The organism is Streptomyces ipomoeae 91-03 (assembly GCF_000317595.1).
Lineage (GTDB): Bacteria > Actinomycetota > Actinomycetes > Streptomycetales > Streptomycetaceae > Streptomyces > Streptomyces ipomoeae.
Genome location: NZ_AEJC01000590.1, coordinates 1 through 18,812, shown reverse-complemented (window position 1 = coordinate 18,812; position 18,812 = coordinate 1). Strand labels below are relative to the sequence as shown.

General features: G+C 70.4%; 14 protein-coding genes. 4 read left to right on the top strand and 10 right to left on the bottom strand.

What is annotated here, in order from left to right:
* Positions 1–32 precede the first annotated feature (32 nt).
* Positions 33–1,076 (bottom strand): NAD(P)-dependent alcohol dehydrogenase, encoded by a 1,044-nt coding sequence (locus STRIP9103_RS37965; RefSeq protein WP_048821707.1) that lies wholly within the window; start codon positions 1,074–1,076, stop codon positions 33–35.
* 171 nt (positions 1,077–1,247) lie between these two features.
* On the opposite strand from STRIP9103_RS37965, the gene STRIP9103_RS37960 reads away from it, so the two are divergent.
* Entirely contained in the window at positions 1,248–2,237 is a 990-nt protein-coding gene (locus STRIP9103_RS37960; protein ID WP_009335428.1) for a helix-turn-helix domain-containing protein, read from the top strand.
* 98 nt (positions 2,238–2,335) lie between these two features.
* On the opposite strand, the gene STRIP9103_RS37955 is transcribed toward STRIP9103_RS37960, so the two are convergent.
* The 5 genes from STRIP9103_RS37955 to STRIP9103_RS37935 all read right to left on the bottom strand — a co-directional run bounded on the left by STRIP9103_RS37955 (position 2,336) and on the right by STRIP9103_RS37935 (position 10,424).
* A complete protein-coding gene (locus STRIP9103_RS37955; protein WP_009335425.1) occupies positions 2,336–5,632 on the bottom strand; it encodes a S8 family peptidase in 3,297 nt (1,098 codons plus the stop codon).
* 307 nt (positions 5,633–5,939) lie between these two features.
* Complete coding sequence (locus STRIP9103_RS37950) at positions 5,940–6,623, bottom strand: ABC transporter ATP-binding protein (RefSeq protein ID WP_009335432.1); 684 nt, start codon at positions 6,621–6,623, stop codon at positions 5,940–5,942.
* Between the two features lie 165 nt (positions 6,624–6,788).
* Positions 6,789–8,294, bottom strand: coding sequence for an ABC transporter permease (locus tag STRIP9103_RS37945; protein ID WP_009335439.1), 1,506 nt, complete (start codon positions 8,292–8,294; stop codon positions 6,789–6,791).
* Positions 8,295–8,570: 276 nt separating this feature from the next.
* A complete protein-coding gene (locus STRIP9103_RS37940) occupies positions 8,571–9,839 on the bottom strand; it encodes a L,D-transpeptidase (protein ID WP_048821703.1) in 1,269 nt (422 codons plus the stop codon).
* A 240-nt stretch (positions 9,840–10,079) separates the two neighbouring features.
* Positions 10,080–10,424 (bottom strand): hypothetical protein, encoded by a 345-nt coding sequence (locus STRIP9103_RS37935; protein ID WP_048821702.1) that lies wholly within the window; start codon positions 10,422–10,424, stop codon positions 10,080–10,082.
* A 110-nt stretch (positions 10,425–10,534) separates the two neighbouring features.
* Here STRIP9103_RS37935 and STRIP9103_RS37930 point away from each other — a divergent pair, with 110 nt between their 5' ends.
* Positions 10,535–10,891, top strand: coding sequence for a hypothetical protein (locus STRIP9103_RS37930; RefSeq protein WP_009335437.1), 357 nt, complete (start codon positions 10,535–10,537; stop codon positions 10,889–10,891).
* A 214-nt stretch (positions 10,892–11,105) separates the two neighbouring features.
* Here STRIP9103_RS37930 and hutH read toward each other — a convergent pair whose 3' ends face one another.
* On the bottom strand, positions 11,106–12,680 hold the full coding sequence (gene hutH / locus STRIP9103_RS37925; RefSeq protein WP_009335423.1) for a histidine ammonia-lyase: 1,575 nt from the start codon (positions 12,678–12,680) through the stop codon (positions 11,106–11,108).
* Between the two features lie 409 nt (positions 12,681–13,089).
* Between hutH and STRIP9103_RS37920 the strand changes: the two genes are divergently transcribed.
* Positions 13,090–13,320, top strand: coding sequence for a hypothetical protein (locus STRIP9103_RS37920; protein ID WP_048821701.1), 231 nt, complete (start codon positions 13,090–13,092; stop codon positions 13,318–13,320).
* A 126-nt stretch (positions 13,321–13,446) separates the two neighbouring features.
* On the opposite strand, the gene STRIP9103_RS37915 is transcribed toward STRIP9103_RS37920, so the two are convergent.
* Positions 13,447–14,616, bottom strand: coding sequence for a GGDEF domain-containing protein (locus STRIP9103_RS37915; RefSeq protein ID WP_009335426.1), 1,170 nt, complete (start codon positions 14,614–14,616; stop codon positions 13,447–13,449).
* 685 nt (positions 14,617–15,301) lie between these two features.
* A complete protein-coding gene (locus tag STRIP9103_RS37910; protein WP_009335440.1) occupies positions 15,302–16,132 on the bottom strand; it encodes an enoyl-CoA hydratase/isomerase family protein in 831 nt (276 codons plus the stop codon).
* Between the two features lie 600 nt (positions 16,133–16,732).
* Between STRIP9103_RS37910 and STRIP9103_RS50960 the strand changes: the two genes are divergently transcribed.
* A complete protein-coding gene (locus STRIP9103_RS50960; protein ID WP_009335430.1) occupies positions 16,733–17,278 on the top strand; it encodes a hypothetical protein in 546 nt (181 codons plus the stop codon).
* A gap of 198 nt (positions 17,279–17,476) precedes the next feature.
* Here the strand turns inward: STRIP9103_RS50960 and STRIP9103_RS37900 are convergent, their stop codons facing one another.
* Positions 17,477–18,604 (bottom strand): adenylate/guanylate cyclase domain-containing protein, encoded by a 1,128-nt coding sequence (locus STRIP9103_RS37900; protein WP_009335436.1) that lies wholly within the window; start codon positions 18,602–18,604, stop codon positions 17,477–17,479.
* Positions 18,605–18,812: the final 208 nt, after the last annotated feature.

The following is an 18,812-nucleotide window of genomic DNA, read 5'->3' as shown; positions in this document are numbered from 1 at the left end:
GCCGCGGGCGCGAGGAACCGTCCCGGCGCTGGTCAGATCGTCGCGGTGTCGATCACGAAGCGGTAGCGCACATCGCTCGCCAGCACCCGCTCGTACGCCTCGTTGATCTGATCCGCGCGGATGACTTCGATCTCGGCTCCCAGCCCGTGCTCGGCGCAGAAGTCGAGCATCTCCTGGGTCTCCCGGATCCCACCGATTCCGGATCCGGCGAGGGTCTTGCGCCCACCGATCACCGAGAAGAGGCTGAGGGAGACGGGCTCCTCCGGCGCGCCGACGTTCACAAACGCACCATCGGTCTTCAGCAGCGACAGAAAGGCGTCGAGATCCATCGGAGCCGACACCGTCGACAGGATCAGGTCGAACGTACCCCTCAGCTCCTCGAAGGTCTTCGGGTCACTGGTGGCGTAGTAGTGGTCGGCCCCCAGCTTCAGCCCGTCCTCCTTCTTGCGCAGGGACTGCGACAGCACGGTCACCTCGGCCCCGAGCGCATGCGCGAGCTTGACGCCCATGTGGCCGAGGCCGCCGAGCCCGATGATGGCGACCTTCTTGCCGGGGCCGGCGTTCCAGTGCCTGAGCGGGGAGTACGTGGTGATGCCCGCGCACAGCAGGGGCGCGGCCTCGTCGAGGGCGATGCCTTCGGGGATCCGTACGGTGAAGGCCTCGTCGACGACGATCTTCTGCGAGTAGCCGCCGTAGGTCGGCTCGCCGTTCTTGTCGAGGGCGTTGTACGTGCCGACGTTGCCCTTGAGGCAGTACTGCTCCAGACCGTTCTGGCAGTTCTCGCACTCACGGCAGGAGTCGACCATGCAGCCGACGCCGACGCGGTCGCCGACGGCGAACTTGGTGACGCCGGAGCCGACGGCCTCGACGACACCGGCGATCTCATGGCCCGGCACCATCGGGAAGATGGCCTCACCCCAGCCCTCACGGGCCTGGTGGATGTCCGAGTGACAGATCCCGGCGAACTTGATGTCGATCAGAACATCGAACTCACCGACCTCTCGGCGCTCGATGGTGGTGCGCTCCAGCGGTGCCTTGGCGGCGGGGGCGGCGTAGGCGGCAACAGTGGTGGTCATGCCGATGCTCTCCTGGTCGTCGTACCGTACGCGGCCTGCCTTCCGGCCGGGTACGGACATCATCGTGCCGTACATCCCGACATCCACCCAGGTCACGGCTCTGCGTACGCCCACTGGTCCTACCACTGGCGGGGTCAGGCTCGTGAGCGTACGACCATGAATACTTGACGTATGGACGAACAGCCCGAACCCGCACAGGAGCCGCCCACCGGCCAGACCGCCCGCCGGACCACCGGACCGGCCGAGGCCACCGCCACCGGGGCCACCGCCACCGGGGCCGCAGGCACCGCCGGTGCCCTGGACCGGCGCGCCGAGCTCAGCGAGTTCCTGCGCACCCGGCGGGCCCGGCTGAAGCCGGAGGACGTCGGACTGCCGACCTTCGGACGGCACCGGCGGGTACCCGGGCTGCGACGCGAGGAGCTGGCCCAGCTCGCGGGTGTGTCCGTGGCGTACTACACCCGCCTCGAACAGGGCAACGGACGCAACGTCTCCACCGAGGTCCTCGACTCCATCGCCCGCGCCCTCCGCCTCACCGCCGCCGAGCACGCCCATCTCACGCACCTCGCCAAGCCGAAGGCCCACAAGAAGAAGCCGTCGGCCCGCCCGCAGCAGGTGCGCAGCTCCCTGCGGCAACTGATCGACACCCTGGACGGCGTCCCCGCGTACGTCACCGGCCGACGCTCGGACATCCTCGTCTGGAACCGTATGGCGGCGGCCGTCTTCGGCGACTGGTCGGAACTGCCGCCCCAGGAGCGCAACTGGGCCCGCATGGTGTTCCTCCGCCCCGACTACCGGGACCTGTACGTCGACTGGGACCAGAAGGCCGCCGACATGGTCAGCTACCTCCGCATGGACGCCGGCTGCCACCCCGACGACCCCCGCCTCTCCGCCCTGGTGGGCGAGCTGTCCGTCAAGAGCGAGGAGTTCCGCCGCCTCTGGGCCACCCACGACGTGCGGGAGAAGAGCCACGGCATCAAACGCCTCCACCACCCCCTGGTGGGCGACCTGACCCTCTCCTTCGAAACCTTCGCCCTCCCCAACGACCAGGAACAATCCCTGATCACCTACCACGCCGAACCGGGCTCCCCTTCGGCAGACGCCCTACGTCTGCTGTCCAGCTGGACCACGGACACAACAAGGCCGACGTCAACAACACGGTGAAACCCGCGCCTCGTAAGGGGCGCGGGGAACGGCGCGACCAGCCCCCACCACCCGCACCCGCCAACCAACCCCATCCAGGGGCGGCGGGGGCGAAACCCCTACCGACCGAAATACGCGTCGTAAACCGTCACCACCCCCTCGTTCCCCTCCTCATCCACCACCTTCCCCCGCAACGACACGCTCTCCCCCGCCGCGGGAACCCGATACACGAACCGCCCACCCTCGACCTCGACCTCGGTCCACTTCTTCCCGTCCCCCGACACCCACACGGTCAGCGACCGGAGGCCCTTCCCGGCAGCCGCCCCCTGCACGACGACGGGAACACTCACCTTCGTCCCACTCGGAGCCGTACCGCCGAGATCCAGGAACGGCCCCCCGAACCGAACCACCGAAACCGGCAGCCCCGTGTCCCTCCCCGTCCGCTTCGACGTGAAAGTCCAACTCGCATCGATCCGGGAGGCGACCCGAGCCACCTCCCCGGCCCGCGTGACGGACGTCGTCAGCCGATACGCGGCACGCCCCGCAGGGACCTCGTACTGCTCCGAACCATCCAGCGCGTCCTCCCCGGACGCGATCTTCTTCCCGTCGCGGTACAGGCTCGACCTGACCTTCGCGTACACGGACGACCCGGCATGCCCACCCCCGTCGGCGAACATCGGCAGCGCCCCGTACAGCACGTTCCCGTCCCGCCGAATGCCGTAGAACCCGGCGATCTTCGGCCCGAAGACCCCGACGTTGAAGGTCTGCGCGTACGTCTTCCCTGCCTTGAACGACCGGCTGTCCCCGGTCGTGTAGTACGCCTCGGAGATCGGGAAGCCCTGCTCGTCGACCCCGCCGTACTGCTCGAAGTCGAGGCTCCACTTGATCCCGCCCGTGGCGGACAGATGCAGGGCACGGGTGCCGGGCAAGGTCCGCGGAACGCCCATCGCCGGGGCGCCGACGCCGCTGGGCAGCCAGGGCCAGGCGATGACCACGCCCTTCTTGCCGGGGGCCGACGCGCCGAGGCCGGTCTTCACGACGGCCAGCTCGCTCTTCTTCCAGCGTTTGCCGTAGCCGGTCGCGAGCTTCTCGACCTCGCCCCCGCTGACGACGGAGTACTGCGCGCCCTCGCCCTTGGTCCACTGGCCCGTCCAACTCTGGCTGAGCCTGCCGCCGGCGACCCGCGGCCCGAGGTGCGCGGTCCGGAACCCCGCGTAGGTGTCGAGCAGCCAGCCGAAGGTGTAGTCGCCCTCGCCCGCCCGCATCGTGAACTCCGGTGCGGCGAAGACCGGTTCGGCGCCGGAGGCGGGCACCGTGATGTTCACCGGTTCGGTCTTGCGGGCGTCCAGAGTGAGGGAGATCTTCCGGTCGACGGTGAGCTTCGGCCGGGCCAGCCAGTCCGCACCCTTGGAGAAGTCCTCCGGGTCCACGACGATCCCGGCGTTGAGGATGTAACTCCCCTTCGGCGCCCGCAACTCGACGGTGCCGTCCTTGTCGTACGGCGTGACCCAGGTGCCCGCGGCGAGCCCGGAGACCCCGGTGAGGTCGAGCACGTAGTCGACGGCCGGTTCGCCGTCCCGGTCGATCACCTTGAGCTTGACGTCGTACGACTCCACCTCGCGCTCCACGACCGCCGCCGTACGTACGCTCTGCCCGCCGCCGGTGGCGGTGACGTACGCGGAGTAGGCGCCGTCGAGGCCGCCGCCCAGCTTGGTGCGGGCGGTGAGCTTCACGGTGGCGTCGCCGCCCGCCGGGACGGTGACCTTCTTGGCGCCGAGCTCGAAGAACCCTGCGGGGGCGGGCCTGCCCTCGGGGTTCGTGCCGGTCACCTTCAGATCAAGGGTGACGGCTTTGGTGCCGAGGTTCCTGTACGTCAGCTTCTCGGTCAGCGGCCTGTCGTCGGTATGCGGCCACTCGGCGACCCCGAAGCCCACCGACACCGGATCGGCGACGACGGTCTGCTTGACGGCCTTGTCGACCCGGATCCGGCCCGAACCCTGCTGGAACGGCGTGTACGTGCCGCCCTTGGCGGACGCGATGAGGGCGCCCTTGAGTTCGGCGTACGTCCACTGCGGGTGCTGTTGCTTGAGGATGGCCGCGGCACCCGCGACATGCGGCGTCGCCATGGACGTACCGGAGATGGTCAGGTACCCCTCGGGCTTCTGGCCGACCTCCTCCTCGATGACGCTGCCCGGCGCCGCGGCGGCGGTGACGGCGACCCCGGGCGCGGTCACATCGGGCTTGATCCGGCCGTCCAGACCCGGGCCCCGGCTGGAGAAGGGGGCGAGGCCGTCCTTGCCGTCGACCGCGCCGACGGTGAGCGCGGCGGCGGCGCTGCCGGGGGAGCCGATCGTCTTCTCGCCCCACTCGCCGTCGTTGCCGGCGGCGACCGCGAAGAGGATGCCCTTCTCGGCGGAGAGCTTGTCGATCTCCGCCTCCATCGGGTCGACCTCGGGGGTGTCACCACCGCCCAGGCTGAGGTTGACCACGTCGGCGCCCTGCTCGGCGGCCCACTCCATCCCGGCGATGATCCCGGAGTCGTCGCCGTAGCCCTCGTCGCTCAGCACCTTGCCGTTGAGCAGCTTGGCGCCGGGCGCGACCCCCTTGTACTTGCCCTTCGACTTCTTCCCGGTACCGGCCGCGATGGAGGCGACGTGCGTGCCATGGCCGTACTTGTCGGTCGTGTCGGGCGAGGTGGAGAAGTTCTTGTCGGCGATCACCTGGCCGACCAGGTCCGGGTGGGTCGCGTCGATGCCGGTGTCCAGTACGGCGATGGTGATGCCCTTGCCGTCGTAACCGGCCTTCCAGGCCTTCGGGGCGCCGATCTGCGGCACGGTCCTGTCGAGGCGCACCTTGCGGACGCCGTCCAGCCAGATGTTCGCGACCCCGGCGGCGGTGGTGCCGTCGGCGTCGGTGACCGCCTTCCACAGCTCGGCGGCATCGTCCTTGGGCGTGAGAACCGCGTCGGCGTTCAGGGTCTCCAGCGTGCGGCGGACCTTGGTGTCCCCCGCGTCCCGTACATCGGCCCGGGCGCCGGCGGCGGTCCCCGTGTAGCCGACTATCAGCTTCAGCCCCTGCCGCTGGGACCTGCGGGTGACGGCCCCGTTCAACTCGGTGACGTCGAACAGCCGCTTGTCGAGCCTGCCGACGGAGATCAACCGGGCCGCGTCCGCCGGCAGCACATACGTATGCCCCTCGGCCTTCCGCACCTGGACCGGCACCCCCTCCCGCCCCTTCGCCCGCTCCAGCCCGAGGACCCGGCCGTCGGCCCCCACGAGAACACGGTCCCCGGTGACGAGAGTGATGCGCTGCCCGGCCTTCAGCCGGGCGACGCCGTCGGCCTTGCCGCTCGTGCCCTCGGTTCCGCCGTTCGCCGGGCTGGTCGTCCCCGCCGTCAGTGCCACGGCGGACACCATGGCGGTCAAGACCGTGCACGCTCTTGTCACTTGTCTGCGCAAGTCTCCCCCTGGAGCAGCAGTGATCCGGTCGCATTACCGGATCACGCAGTATGACGAGGGGTCAACCAGTGCTCAATACTGAGGAACAGGTAAATAAATGAAGCTTTGGAATTACTTGTGACATAAATTGATTGATCCTCGCTCAACGCCCTAATCAGACAATCCCTCCCCGCCCCGCCACCCCGAACAGCCGAGAAGCCCGAGGCCACGTGCGCCCCGCACGCGCCCCGGGCTCCACTCCAACGCGCCCCGCCCGGCAGCGGCATCACGCCCCGGCGTTCTCCTTCACGGTGATGCGCCCCTTGCGAATCGTCGCGACCCTCGGGGCCTTCTTCGCCAGCGCCGAGTCATGGGTGACCATGACGAACGTGAGCCCGTGCTCCTTCCACAGGGTCTCCAGCACCTCCATGATCTCGTCGCGCATGGACTCGTCGAGGTTGCCGGTGGGTTCGTCGGCGAGCAGCACCTTCGGACGCTTCACCAGGGCCCGGGCGATCGCGACGCGCTGCTGCTGACCACCCGACAGCTCCGCCGGCAGATGCCCCCGCCGCTCCCCCAGCCCCACCGACTCCAGCGCCTCCGCCGCCCGCTGCCGCCGCTCCTTGGCCTTGACCCCGAGGGGTACGAGCGCGGTCTCGACGTTCTCCTGCGCGGTCAGGGTGGGGATCAGATTGAAGCTCTGGAACACAAACCCGATGTTCTCGCTCCGCACCTTGGTGAGCCGAGCCTCGGACAACTTGGCGAGATCGACCCCGTCAAGCTCCACACTCCCCCCGGACGGCTTGTCGAGCGCCCCGAGCATCTGGAGCAACGTCGACTTCCCACCTCCGGTGGGCCCTTGAATGACCAGCCGATCCCCATCAGCAATGGTGAGATCGACCCCGTCGAGCGCATTGACGGTGTCTTTGCCACGCGAGTAGCGCTTGGTGACGCCACTGAGTACGTACATGGTGAGCAACTCCTGGATGTGCGAGGAACTTGGCTGACATGGCTGCGGGCAGTCGTGCCGCTGGGGCGATGGGGGAGGGTGGGCGCGGCGGCACCCTGCTCGCGCCGGTGAGCGGAACCCACCCCCGCCCAGCCCCGGCCGAGGGCACCCCTCAGACGCGTGGCCCTACTCCACCCGTCGCAACGCATCCGCCGGCCGCAACCGAGAGGCCCGCCACCCCCCGAACGCCCCGGCGATCAACCCGCCCGCGACAGCCAGCCCCACCGCAAGCCCCACCGTGGAGAGGCTCACCGGCGCGGTGAGAGCAACCTCAAGCGCATCCGAAGCCGCCTGCTGCCCACCACCAGGTCCCCCACCTCCCGGGAAACCACCACCGGGCCCACCCCCACCAGGCCCTCCACCGAACCCGCCCCCACCGGCCCCCAGTTCGGCCTGCAACGTAGGACTGATCGCCGTCACGAGGTACGCCCCCGCAAGCCCGAGCGCGATACCGAGCGCCCCACCCACGAGCCCATTCACCACGGCCTCACCCACGACCTGCCGAGTCACCCGCCCCGACTTCCAGCCCAGCGCCTTGAGCGTCCCGAACTCCCGCACCCGACGCGAAACCGCGGCCGACGTAAGCAGCCCGGCCACCAGGAACGCCGCGATCAGCACAGCGACGGACAGCCACTTGCCCACGTTCGAGGCGAGATCGGAGGCCGTGGACAGCGACCCGGACACGGTCTCTGCGAGATCGGCGGAGGTCGTGACGGTCGTACCCGAGATGTTCTTCTGGATGGCCGCCTTGACGGAGTCGATCCGCTGGGAGTCACTGGCCTTGACGTAGATCGTCGTGACCTTGTCCTTGGAGTCGCTGAGCGTCTGCGCCTGCTTCAACGGGATGTAGAGGTTGGCCGCCGCGTCCCCGCTGTCGGGCGTGGCGATACCGATGACCTCGTACTTCGTGCTCTTGATGGTGACGGAGCCACCGACCTTGAGCTCCTTCTCCTTGGCGTACGACTTGTCGACGACCACGACCTTGGCGTTGGTCTCGGATGTCTTGAACGTACGACCGCTGGTGATCTTCGAGGAGGTCAGCGGGCCGAGTTCGGGCCGGGTGACGTCGGTGCCGTAGACGGAGTAGTTGTTGACGTCGAACTCGGCGCCGCCGCCCTCGACGCGGCCCTGGGGCCGGCCGTTGCCGCCGCCGTTCTGGCCGCCGCCGGGGCCGCCCTGCTGCTGGCCGCCCGCGTTCTCGTCCTGCTGGAACTGCCCGCGCCGGAACTGTCCGTTGACCTTGATGACCTGAAGGCTCAGGCCACCGACGGCGTCCGCGACCCCCTTCTGCTCACCGACCTCGGTGACGGTCGAGGCGGCGAGGGTCTGGAAGCCCTGGACGCGGACGAGGTCGCTGCTCTGTTCCTCGTCGGAGTCGTTGTCCTGGGCGTCGAACTGGAACCGCGGGCCGTTGTCGCCGTTCTCCCCGGGCGCGGCCGGCGCCTTGGTGACGGTCATGTCCGTCCCCAGCCCGTACAGGGACTCCAGCACCTTGCCCTGCGCCTTCTCCATACCCGACGACACGGAGCTGACCACGATCACCAGTGCGATACCCAGAGCGAGGCCGGAGGCGACGACAAGGGCCGCCTTTCTACGGCGGCGCAGTTCGCGCCTCAGGTAGGTGAGAAACATGGCGGCAAGCTAGGGAGACCGTGTGATGAAGGAATAAGCCCCGCATAAGAGCCACATGAAAACCCTGTGCCACAGCTTCGAGACCGCCACGCCTTGGAGCTCGGTCGGGGCGGTTCGTTGGCGGGTGCGGATATGCCGTGGCTGGTCGCGCAGTTCCCCGCGCCCCTGAAAAGCAGGGGCTGCGCCCCGCTTTCATCGGCCCGCAGGGCACCCGCCCCGCAAAACCCGACGGCGCCACCCCGAACAGGATGGCGCCGTCGGAGACAACCCGCGGACTCAGACCGCCGAACCGGCCTTCCAGTCGGCCCAGCTCAGGTTCCAGCCGTTGAGGCCGTTGTCGGGGGCGACGGTCTTGTCACCGGTGTTCTTGACGACCACGACGTCACCGACGATCGAGTTGTTGTAGAACCACGCACCCTCGGTGTTGGGGTCGTTCGCACCCTTGGTGTCGTTGAGGCCGACACACCCATGGCTGGTGTTGACGTTGCCGAAGACGGAGTCGGCACCCCAGTAGTTGCCGTGGATGAAGGTGCCGGAGGTGGTCAGCCGCATGGCGTGCGGCACGTCCTTGATGTCGTACTCGCCCTTGCCGTCGTCGTCCGTGAACCCGACCGTCGCACCGTTCATCCGGGTCTCCTTGAACTTCTCGGAGATCACCATCTGACCTTCGTAGGTCTTGTTGTCGGGCGAGCCGGCGGAGATCGGTATGGTCTTGACGACCTTCCCGTCCTGCATGACCTTCATCTGCTTGGTCTGGGCGTCGACGACCGAGACCTGGTTGCGGCCGATGGTGAAGGAGACCGACTTCTGCTGCACACCGTAGACGCCGTCCGCGCCCTCGACACCGTCGAGCGCGAGCTTCAGCGTGACGGTGGAGCCCTCCTGCCAGTAGTCCTCGGGCCGGAAGTCGAGGCGGTTGGCGTTGAACCAGTGCCCGACGACCTCCTGGCCGGAGCTGCTGCTGACGGTGATGCCCTTCTGCACGGCGGCCTTGTTGGTGATCGCCTTGTCGAAGTTGATCGAGACCGGCATGCCGACGCCGACGGTGGAGCCGTCCTCGGGCGTGAAGTTGCCGATGAAGCTGTTGGCCGGGGAGACCGTGGTAAACGACGCGTTCTCGTGGGCCTCGCGACCCTCGGAGTCCTCCGCGGAGGCGGCGATCTTGTAGGTGGTGGACCGCTCCAGCTGGGTGCTCGGCGCCCAGCTCTTCTTGTCCGCGGATATCTCGCCCTCGACGGCGGTGCCGTCGGCGGCCGTCATAGTGACTTCCGTGAGCGTGCCCTTGCTCACCGTCACCTTGGCGGAGTTGTTGATGGAGGCGTTGTCCGAGCCGTCGTTCGGCGTGATCTTGATGTCGGCCACGGAGGTCTTCTTGGCCGCCGCCTCGTCGACCTTGGCCTGCGAGGAGTCCCCGCCGTCGCTCCCGGACGCGGCGTCGCTCTCGCCTCCGCTGCACGCAGAGAGCACCAGCACCCCGCCGAGCAGTGCGGACGCGACCGACAGGCCCCTGCGCCGCTTACTGTTCGTCATCACACGCTTCTCCATCGTTGCCGAATCCCCAAGAACCGAGAATCCCCGTAAGCACTAAAACACCGCGACGGCACCGTGCCGTTCCACTTCAAGCCGATGTGTGGGATACGCCACTTCAGCCGCTCCATCCGCGCAGACCGCTCCGGCGGTCGACGGCGACCCGGGCGGTGGTGCGCAGGTGACCAGTGCGCCCCATGAGACGAAAGAACCCCGGGCGGCGGTTGCCGCCCGGGGTCATCGACATCCCGAACAGCCTCAGCCGCGCTCGTCTTCCTCTTCGTCCTCGCCGCCATCATCCTCGCCGAGACCCCATTCCGGCGAATCGGGGTCGTAGTCGATGCCCTCGCTGCTCCAGGAGGCCTGGGCGAGTTCGACCCCCGGCACCTCACCCACCAGGTCGAACGGGTCGATCAGATACGCGATGGCCTCCGCTGTGTCTTCCGTCACGGCACTCTCGGCGTGTACCCGCTCGTCCACCGGCATATCAGGATCCTCGGAGATCCGGCGCAGCGCGGCCCCGGTGACGGCCTCGACGTTCTCGACCTCCACCACCAATTCAACGCGAAGCCGGACAAACTGTGAAGTCTCAGGTGTACTCATGCCTCGGAGCGTACGGCTCACAGGTCGCACGACTTTCCCGCGACCCGCGACTTTCATTAGCATCGCTCTCCACGGCCAATTCGCCCGCGCCACAAGGGGATCGATATTCAGTGTCCGTCGCACGTCGAGCGTCGTCGACCGCCCGCCGATCGCTGCTGACCGCCACCGCCGCGGGGACCCTCCTGGGTGCCCTGTGGTTCGTGCCGTCGGCGAACGCGACGCAGGACGCGGCGGACATACGACAGCAGACGTCGACGACGGCGAACACGACGGACCCGGACGGGACAGACGCGACGGACGCGGACGGGACGTCGACCACGGCCGACTCGGACGGCCGCGACACCGAACTCGCCGACACCGGAAGCCCCAACACCACGCCGTACATCATCGGCGGCACCATGTTCCTGGCCCTGGGCGCGGGCTTCGTCGCGTACTCGGTGCGACAGGGGCGCCTGGAGGCGTACTGAGCGTCGCGCACGCTCGTCCCGCGCACGCCCCGCCCGGCCATGATCGAGGCGGTGCAGCAGCGGGCGTCACAGGGCCGGTTCCCGCGGGACGACACGCACCGCACACGCCCCGACGCCCAGCCTGCTCGGCGCAGCACTCTTCACCGTCGTCCCCAGGTAACCGGATCGTCCGGGCCGCGTGGTGCGCGTCGCGCCGCCCGACCCGGACGTCCCACTACGCCAGCGGCCCGGTGACCGACTCCGCCGCCGCCACCAGCCGCCCGTCCCGCACGAACGCGTCGGTGAGCGCCAGGTCGGGCGCGAGGAAACGGTCCGGCCCGGGCCCCTCGACCCCAGCCTTGCGTACGGCCTCGACGACCGCCCGGGTGGCCGGGGCGGGCGTCAGCCCCTCCCGCAGCTCGACGGCGCGCGTGCCGGCGTACAGCTCGACGGCGAGGACACGGGTGAGGTTGTCGACGGCGGTCCGCAGCTTCCGCGCGGCCGACCAGCCCAGCGAGACATGGTCCTCCTGCATCGCGGAGGACGGGATCGAGTCGGCCGACGCCGGTACGGCGAGCCGCTTCAGCTCGCTCACCAGCGCGGCCTGGGTGTACTGGGCGATCATGAGCCCGGAGTCGACGCCCGCGTCGTCCGCGAGGAACGGCGGCAGCCCGTGCGACCGGTTCTTGTCGAGCAGCCGGTCGGTACGCCGCTCGGCGATCGACGCCAGGTCGGCGACCGCGATCGCCAGGAAGTCCAGTACGTAGGCGACCGGTGCCCCGTGGAAGTTGCCGTTGGACTCGACCCGCCCTCCCCCACTCTCGGCTTCGCTCGAGCGGGAGGTGCCCCCAGGCAGCACGACAGGATTGTCGACGGCCGCCGCGAGCTCCCGCTCGGCGACGAGCCGCGCGTGCGCCATGGTGTCGCGCCCGGCCCCCGCCACCTGCGGGGCGCACCGCACGGAGTACGCGTCCTGCACCCGGGGCGCGTCGTCCTGGTGGTGCCCGGTGAGGCCCGAACCCTTCAGCACGGCCAGCATGTTGGCGGCCGAGGCCCCCTGTCCCGGATGCGGGCGGATGGCGTGCAGTTCGGGGGCGAGGACCTTGTCGGTGCCGAGCAGGGCCTCCAGGGTGATCGCGGCCGTGATGTCGGCCGACTTGTACAGCGTCTCCAGGTCGTCCAGCGCCATGATCAGCATGCCGAGCATGCCGTCGGTGCCGTTGAGAAGGGCGAGCCCCTCCTTCTCCCGCAGCTCGACGGGCCGGATGCCGTGCGCGGCGAGCAGTTCCCCGGCCGGCCGTACGACCCCGTCCGGGCCCTCGGCGTCGCCCTCCCCCATGAGCGTCAGCGCACAGTGGGACAGCGGCGCCAGATCGCCGGAGCAGCCGAGGGAGCCGTACTCGTGTACGACCGGGGTGATCCCGGCGTTGAGGATGTCGGCCATGGTCTGCGCGACCTCGGGCCGGACGCCCGTACGCCCCGAGCAGACCGTCTTCAGCCGCAGGAACATCAGCGCGCGTACGACCTCACGCTCCACCCGCGGCCCCATGCCGGCCGCGTGCGAGCGGACGATGTTGCGCTGGAGCCGGGTGCGCAGCTCCTGGCCGATGTGCCGGGTCGCCAGGGCGCCGAAGCCGGTGGAGACGCCGTAGACCGGGTCCGGCTTGGCCGCCAGCGCGTCCACGATCTCGCGGGCCGCGGCGAGGGCCGCCACCGCCTCGTCGGAGAGCTCGACCCGGGCGCCGGCCCGCGCCACGGCGAGGACGTCGGCCGCGGTGACACCGGTCGTCCCGAGCACCACCGTGTCCACAGAATGCATATCCATATTCAGGATCGTAGGGACTGAATCGCCGAATGTCACGAGCGGCCCCGGGCGGGACTCCTTACACAGCACCCGTCGACACCCCTCGGGTCGATGACACGATCCGTGACATTCACGGGCGAAGCAACACGCGTAGATCAAAAGCTGATCAGAATCCACTCCGAATTCGATCCGAAACCGATCAGTACGCCGGATTCCAGATCTGGAAGGGTCCCGTTCGGGGTTACGGTCGACATGCTTGACGCGTTGAGGCTTCAAGTGATCCGCAAGAGGAGAGGACTCGTTCCCATGGCGAACCCCCACCGCCGCCCGACCGCGATCGCCACGCTCCGGCAGCCACCGGTCTCCCCCTGAGCGCCACGATGACCCCGCCGCCGCTGCCGTCAACCAGAACCTGATGGTGCGAACCAACGGCGCCACGGGGTCGGTCTTCGTCTCCACCACCTCGCGGTGCGCGCGGCTCTCCAGCGGTTCGGCCGGCTGGAAGAACGCCGGCACCACGGTGACCCGGGACTCGAACCCGCGTCTGACCATCTTCAGCGGCTCGAACCGCACCGGCGGCGCCCTGCTCCAGAGGGACTTCAAGGTCAACACCGACCTGCAGAACTTCTGGGCCGACATGACCTGACGGAACCACAGGTCCGACGGCCGTACTCCCCCCGACGGGCCGTCGAGACCCCTACGGCCACAGCCAGCCCCTGTGTCGTAGGAACCCGAGGGCCGCGCGCAACCTCGAACAGCCGCGCGGCCCGCCCTAGGACCGGCGCCCCCGAAATCGGCGCCGGTCCGCAGGGTGGGCGGGATCGACGGGTGCGGGCGGACGGTCGGCGAGGCTGATCACCGGATCCTCGGCCCCCTCCCCCTCGCGCCCGGCGACGACCGGCTCCACGGACCCGGCGGCCTTGGCCCGGTACTGCGCGGCGTCGGCGAGCCGGAACAGCCGCCGGGCCGAGCGGAGCGGCCCGATCGGATCCCCGGTGGACGCCACCCCGCACGCGACCCCGTCCCCCGGCTCCAACTCCCGCGCCCGTACGCACAGATCACCGGCGACCCGCACGACCTCGTCCGACGACGGTCCCACCGCGAGCAGACAGAACTCGTCGCCCCCGAGCCGTGCGGCCAGCACGTGGGGCAGCTCGGCCGCACAGCGCGAGAGCACGGACCCGAACCGCTCCAGCAACTGGTCCCCCATCGCATGCCCGTACGAATCGTTCACCTTCTTCAGCCCATTGAGGTCGCAGACGACCAGGCTGATCACCGTGCCGTCGCGCCGGTACGCCTCCATCGCCTCGTCGAGCCGCAGGTCGACCGCGCGCCGGTTGCCGAGCCCGGTGAGGGAGTCGGTGAAGGCGAGCCGCCGGGCCTCCTCGAGCTGCTCCGACTGGGCGATACCGGCCGCCACCACGGAGGCGAGGACGGTGGCGAAAGCGGCGTCGTCCCCGTGGAAAACCGGCTCCCCGGCGGGTCGGGCGACGTACAACTCCCCCCAAGCCCGCCCGTTCAGCACGACGGGCGCCACGACACAACACCCGCGACCGCGCCGGCGGAGCGCCGCGACCCGCTGATGACAGAAGCCGCCGGGCCGCCGCCCGCCGACCGGCCCGGCCGCCGTCTCCACCCAGGCGTTGGGCTCACCGCCCTCCAGCCACCGCTCGTGCAGAAACTCCGCGATCTCCGGGAACTCGTGCACGGGATACGTCTCGTCCTCGGGGAACTCTTCCTCCCCCGGCGCCCGGTTCCCCACATTGACCAGCACCCGCAACAGCCCCCGCTCCCGCTCCCACACGGACAGCGCGGCGAAACTCCCGGACAGGGCCCGACACGCCCCATCCGCAGCGGCCCACCACGACTCACGCGGCGTACGCGCCCCCGCCATACCCCGCGCCAACGCCACCACGGCCCTCAACCGCCTGTCCTCACCCATCACTCCAGGCTAGGGAGCTTTAGCCCGATTTGAGACGTTGGCGGGGCGAACAGCGGCACGGGTCTTGGGCTGACGTACCGCCCCTGGGGGCGGCTTGGGGTCGAGGGTACGAGCGGGAGGCCAGGGCAGCACGCGGGGCCGGTTCGGGGCCGGACGGATGATCAGGCGGCCGGCACACGCCCGGGATCGCCCCGGAGGCAGGCGTACGGGCCGGGAGCGGGGGCACCGCCCGAGACGGTGCGGGTCAGGGGATCAACGGGGGGAGGGGGGACGGGTCGGGGGCGAGGCTGCCAGTCGGCGACTGATCCGGGCGAGGGTGCCACCCGGGAGCTTGCCCGGGGTGAGGCCGCCACCCGGGGAACCAGTCCGGGGCGAGGGCGCCGTACCTGGGGATTGGTCAGGGGAGGGGCCCCGGGTCGGCTCGAAGGAGCGATACCGCCCAGGGGCAGCCCAGCGACAATGGGTACCGCCCGGGCCGATCCGCGGGTCGGGGTACGGCGCGAGGTCAGGGCCGGCCACGGTCTGAAGGCCCAGGGGAACCAGGGCATGTCGGGTCCTGAAGCCCAGGGGGAGAATGCCGGGGCTCGTGCGGGACAGGGCGCTGCTCCCCCTCGGACGCTCCTCGGCGGACGGACCACCGCCCCGCCACTCCGCCCCCTACACGGCACTCCTCACACCCCCCGGCTCACTCCCCCGGCCACTCGGGCTTCCGCTTCTCGTTGAAGGCGGCCACCCCCTCCGCGCGGTCCCCCGAGAACGCGACCGAACGCCAGGCCGCGTCCTCGACCTCCAGTCCGGCCCGTAGATCGAGCCCATGGCCGAGCCGGAGCGCACGCTTGGCCGCGCGCAGCCCGACGGGCGAGTTCGCGGCGATCCGCTCGCCCAGCGCCAGCGCCTCCGCCCGGTCCCGCCCCTCCTCGACCAACTCATCCACAAGCCCCAACTCCCGCGCCTCCACGGCCTCCAACCGCCGCGCCGTGAAGATCAGCTCGGCGGCCCGGGCAGCCCCCACCCGACGCGGCAGCAACTGCGTACCGCCACCGCCCGGAATGACCCCCACCGAAACCTCGGGCAGCCCCACCACCGCCGTACGGTCGGCCACGATCAGATCGCAGGACAGCGCCAACTCGAAGCCACCGCCCAGCGCGAAGCCGTGCACGGCGGCGACAGTGGGCATCGGGAGCTCCAGTACGCCGGTGTAGGCGGCCCGCGCGACCGGCCGCTGCCGCACCAGGTCGGCATCACTGAACGAGTTCCGCTCCTTCAGATCGGCCCCCACACAGAACGCCCGCTCATGAGTCGACGTCAGCACGACCACCCGTGCGTCCCTGTCACCGGCCAACGCCTCGCAAGCCGCCGCGATGGACCGGGCCATCTCGGTGGACACGGCGTTCATGGCCTTGGGCCGGTCGAGGACGAGCTCGGCGACGTACCCGTGCCGCCGTACGACGACGAACTCCCCGTACCGCCGCTCGTTCCCCGACTCCGCCTGCCCTTCCACGGCACCGACACCCATGACACCCTCCCGGTTAACGCGTGTTAACTACAGACGACGCCCCGATCATCCCAGCCGGGCCTCTCCGGGGAAAGCCCGGAGGGGGCGCGCGGCGTCAGGGGGCGGCGGCGCGAGCAGCCTCCCCGGTGCAACCACTCCCCGGCGTTGACCTGCGCGGCAACCCTCGGCGCCGTTTCCCCGTTCGAGTGACACCAGGCCCTTCTCCGGCCACAACGCCCACCTCGGCGCATAGCCTGCGCACCGCCACAGGCCCACCGGGGGACACGGGCGCGGAGGGGAGGAAGGGCCATGACGACGAACACCGTGACCAGGCCGACGACGGCTACGGGGACAGGAACGGAAACGGGAACGGCGACACCACCGGGGTCGCAGGCATCGCACGTTCCACAGACGCCGTACGCGTACGGGCCGGCGAGGCCCCAGACCCCGCCGGGGGCACCCTGGTCCCCAGCAACCGCACCGGGCCCATCGGCGCCCCGGCCTCAGCCGACCGCACCAGGATCGCCCTCGACCCCGGCAGCCGCACCCTCCCCCCTCCCCTTCGCCCCCCGCCCCCGAGGGCGGCATCGGCGGCCCCGGCAGCGGAAGGTGCTGTTCGCCGTGGGTGGGCTGGCGCTGGCGGCAGGGGCGCTGAGCCTCCTACGGCTGACGTCGGACTCGGTCGGCGGCGCCGCCGGTACGACGGCGGGCGCGGTCCCCGAGGCGGTGGACGACGTCACGGACGAGGCGACCAACGCCGGAGCGACCGTCGGAAGCGTCCCCTTGGCCGACCCGGGCGACCGGACCACCGACACCCCGATGGGCAGCGCGACGCCCACGTCGACACCCCCACCGTCACCGGGACCGACCGCCCCCACGTCCACCCCCGCGACCTCCATCGGAGTCGAACTCCCCTCCGGCCCCGGCTCCCGACGCTTCTCCCCGGCCCCGACCACCCTCCCGCCCACCTCCGCTCCCGAGGCCCCCCGTCCGTCCCCGAACACGCCCACCGACCGCCCGGCCGCACCCCGGCAACCGGCCGCTCCGCACTCCTCCCCCACCACCCCCGACTCCCCTGCGGAAGCGGAGCAGCCCACGAAGCCCCAGGAGCCAGGCCTGTGCGTACCGATCGTCGGCTTGTGCGTGGACGACACACTGCGCCAGTGACGGCACAGGCGCCCGGCGGCGACACCCCGGCACTCCGGCTCACGTCAATACACGCCCCGCGGGCCACGCCCCACCGCGCGCACGGCCAGCCGCCCCACGCCCCCTGGCCCACAGCCGCGACGACGCTCTGCGGCCTACAAGCTCACAACCTCACAGCCGCGCGACCTCACAGCCGTACGACCTCACAGCCGCGCGGCCTCACGGCTTCCCGGGCCTCCGCGTGAGCAACCACGGCTGCACGACCCCCAGCCCACGCACCGGCCGCTGCCACATGGGCTGAAGGGCGAAACGGTAGGTCGGCGGTTCCTCGCCCTCCTTCTCGGCGGCGGCAGCGGCCTCGGCGGCCTCCGCCTCGGAGGCGGGGGCCTCCCCGGTACGGATCAGCTCCTCGGCGAACGCCCCGTCGACGAGCACCGCGTCCTTCGGGGCTATCGAGGTGAGCCGACTCGCGAGGTTCACGGTCGTACCGAAGACATCGCCCATCCGGGTCGTCACCGTGCCGAAGGCGATGCCGACGCGCAGTTCCGGCATGGTCTCGTCGTGCGCCATGGTCTCGATGAGCCGGAGGGCGATCTCGGCGGCCACACCCGCGTCATCGGCGGCATACAGGACCTCGTCGCCCAGTGTCTTGATGAGCCGCCCGCCGTTCGCGGCCACCAGGTCCGCCGCGGTCGTCTCGAAGGCCTCGACGAGCTCGCCGAGCTCCTCCTCCTCCATCCGACGGGTGAGCCGGGTGAACCCGACGAGGTCGGCGAAGCCGACGGCGAGCCGCCGGTCGACCATCTCCTCGTCGTCGGCGGCCTGCACGACCCGCCCGGTGGCCGCGGCGAGCTGCCGCCGCCAGACGTAGACGAGGAACTCCTCCAGTTCCGGCAGAAGCAGCTCGATGAGGGGGTACGTCACCTCGGTGCGGGTCATGCCCGGCTCCGGCGGCTCGGTCAGGCCCTCCAGGAAGGAGTCGATCTGCCACTCGGCCAGCCGTGCCGTGGTCTGCCCGGTGGAACGTGCCACCTGCACGGCCATGGCCTCACTCAGCAGCCCCGCCTCCACGAGACCGGCGAGCCGCCGCAGCGCGAGGACGTCCGCCTCGGTGAGCGCCTTGGCCTGACCGATGTCCGCGAAGCCCATGGCCCGCCAGAAACGGGACGCCAGCTCCATGGACACACCCGCGCTACGGGCCGCCTGGAACGGGGTGTACCGGCGCTCGGCACCGAGGATGAGCCCTTCGAGCCGCAGCGCCAGCGGGTCCTCCTCGCCGGCGTCCGCGCCCGGAAGGTCCACGCGGCCATGCGCGTCCGTGCCGGAGCCCGTGTCCTCGACGCTCACGCCTGCTGCCCTTCCGATCTCCCACGGTCACGTACTCGACCGGCCTCAACTCTACGGCAGGTGTGCGCCAGCTCACTCCGTCAGGTGTTCGTCGCCTGTGGCCGAGGAAGCCGCTTGCGCCCCTCAGGGGCGCGCCCCTGGAACTGAGCGGGGTCGAAGGGGCGGCAGCCCCTGGATGGGGGAGGGACGGGTAGGGGCGGCGGGGGCG

Excerpts from the sequence above, each read along its gene's own strand:
- STRIP9103_RS37945 (WP_009335439.1), bottom strand. The coding sequence starts at position 8,294 with ATGTTTCTCACCTACCTGAGGCGCGAACTGCGCCGCCGTAGAAAGGCG.
- STRIP9103_RS37910 (WP_009335440.1), bottom strand. The coding sequence starts at position 16,132 with ATGGGTGTCGGTGCCGTGGAAGGGCAGGCGGAGTCGGGGAACGAGCGG.
- STRIP9103_RS37950 (WP_009335432.1), bottom strand. The coding sequence starts at position 6,623 with ATGTACGTACTCAGTGGCGTCACCAAGCGCTACTCGCGTGGCAAAGAC.
- STRIP9103_RS37915 (WP_009335426.1), bottom strand. The coding sequence starts at position 14,616 with ATGGGTGAGGACAGGCGGTTGAGGGCCGTGGTGGCGTTGGCGCGGGGT.
- STRIP9103_RS37965 (WP_048821707.1), bottom strand. The coding sequence starts at position 1,076 with ATGACCACCACTGTTGCCGCCTACGCCGCCCCCGCCGCCAAGGCACCG.
- STRIP9103_RS37920 (WP_048821701.1), top strand. The coding sequence starts at position 13,090 with ATGGTGCGAACCAACGGCGCCACGGGGTCGGTCTTCGTCTCCACCACC.
- STRIP9103_RS37940 (WP_048821703.1), bottom strand. The coding sequence starts at position 9,839 with ATGGAGAAGCGTGTGATGACGAACAGTAAGCGGCGCAGGGGCCTGTCG.
- STRIP9103_RS37935 (WP_048821702.1), bottom strand. The coding sequence starts at position 10,424 with ATGAGTACACCTGAGACTTCACAGTTTGTCCGGCTTCGCGTTGAATTG.
- STRIP9103_RS37955 (WP_009335425.1), bottom strand. The coding sequence starts at position 5,632 with ATGGTGTCCGCCGTGGCACTGACGGCGGGGACGACCAGCCCGGCGAAC.
- STRIP9103_RS37960 (WP_009335428.1), top strand. The coding sequence starts at position 1,248 with ATGGACGAACAGCCCGAACCCGCACAGGAGCCGCCCACCGGCCAGACC.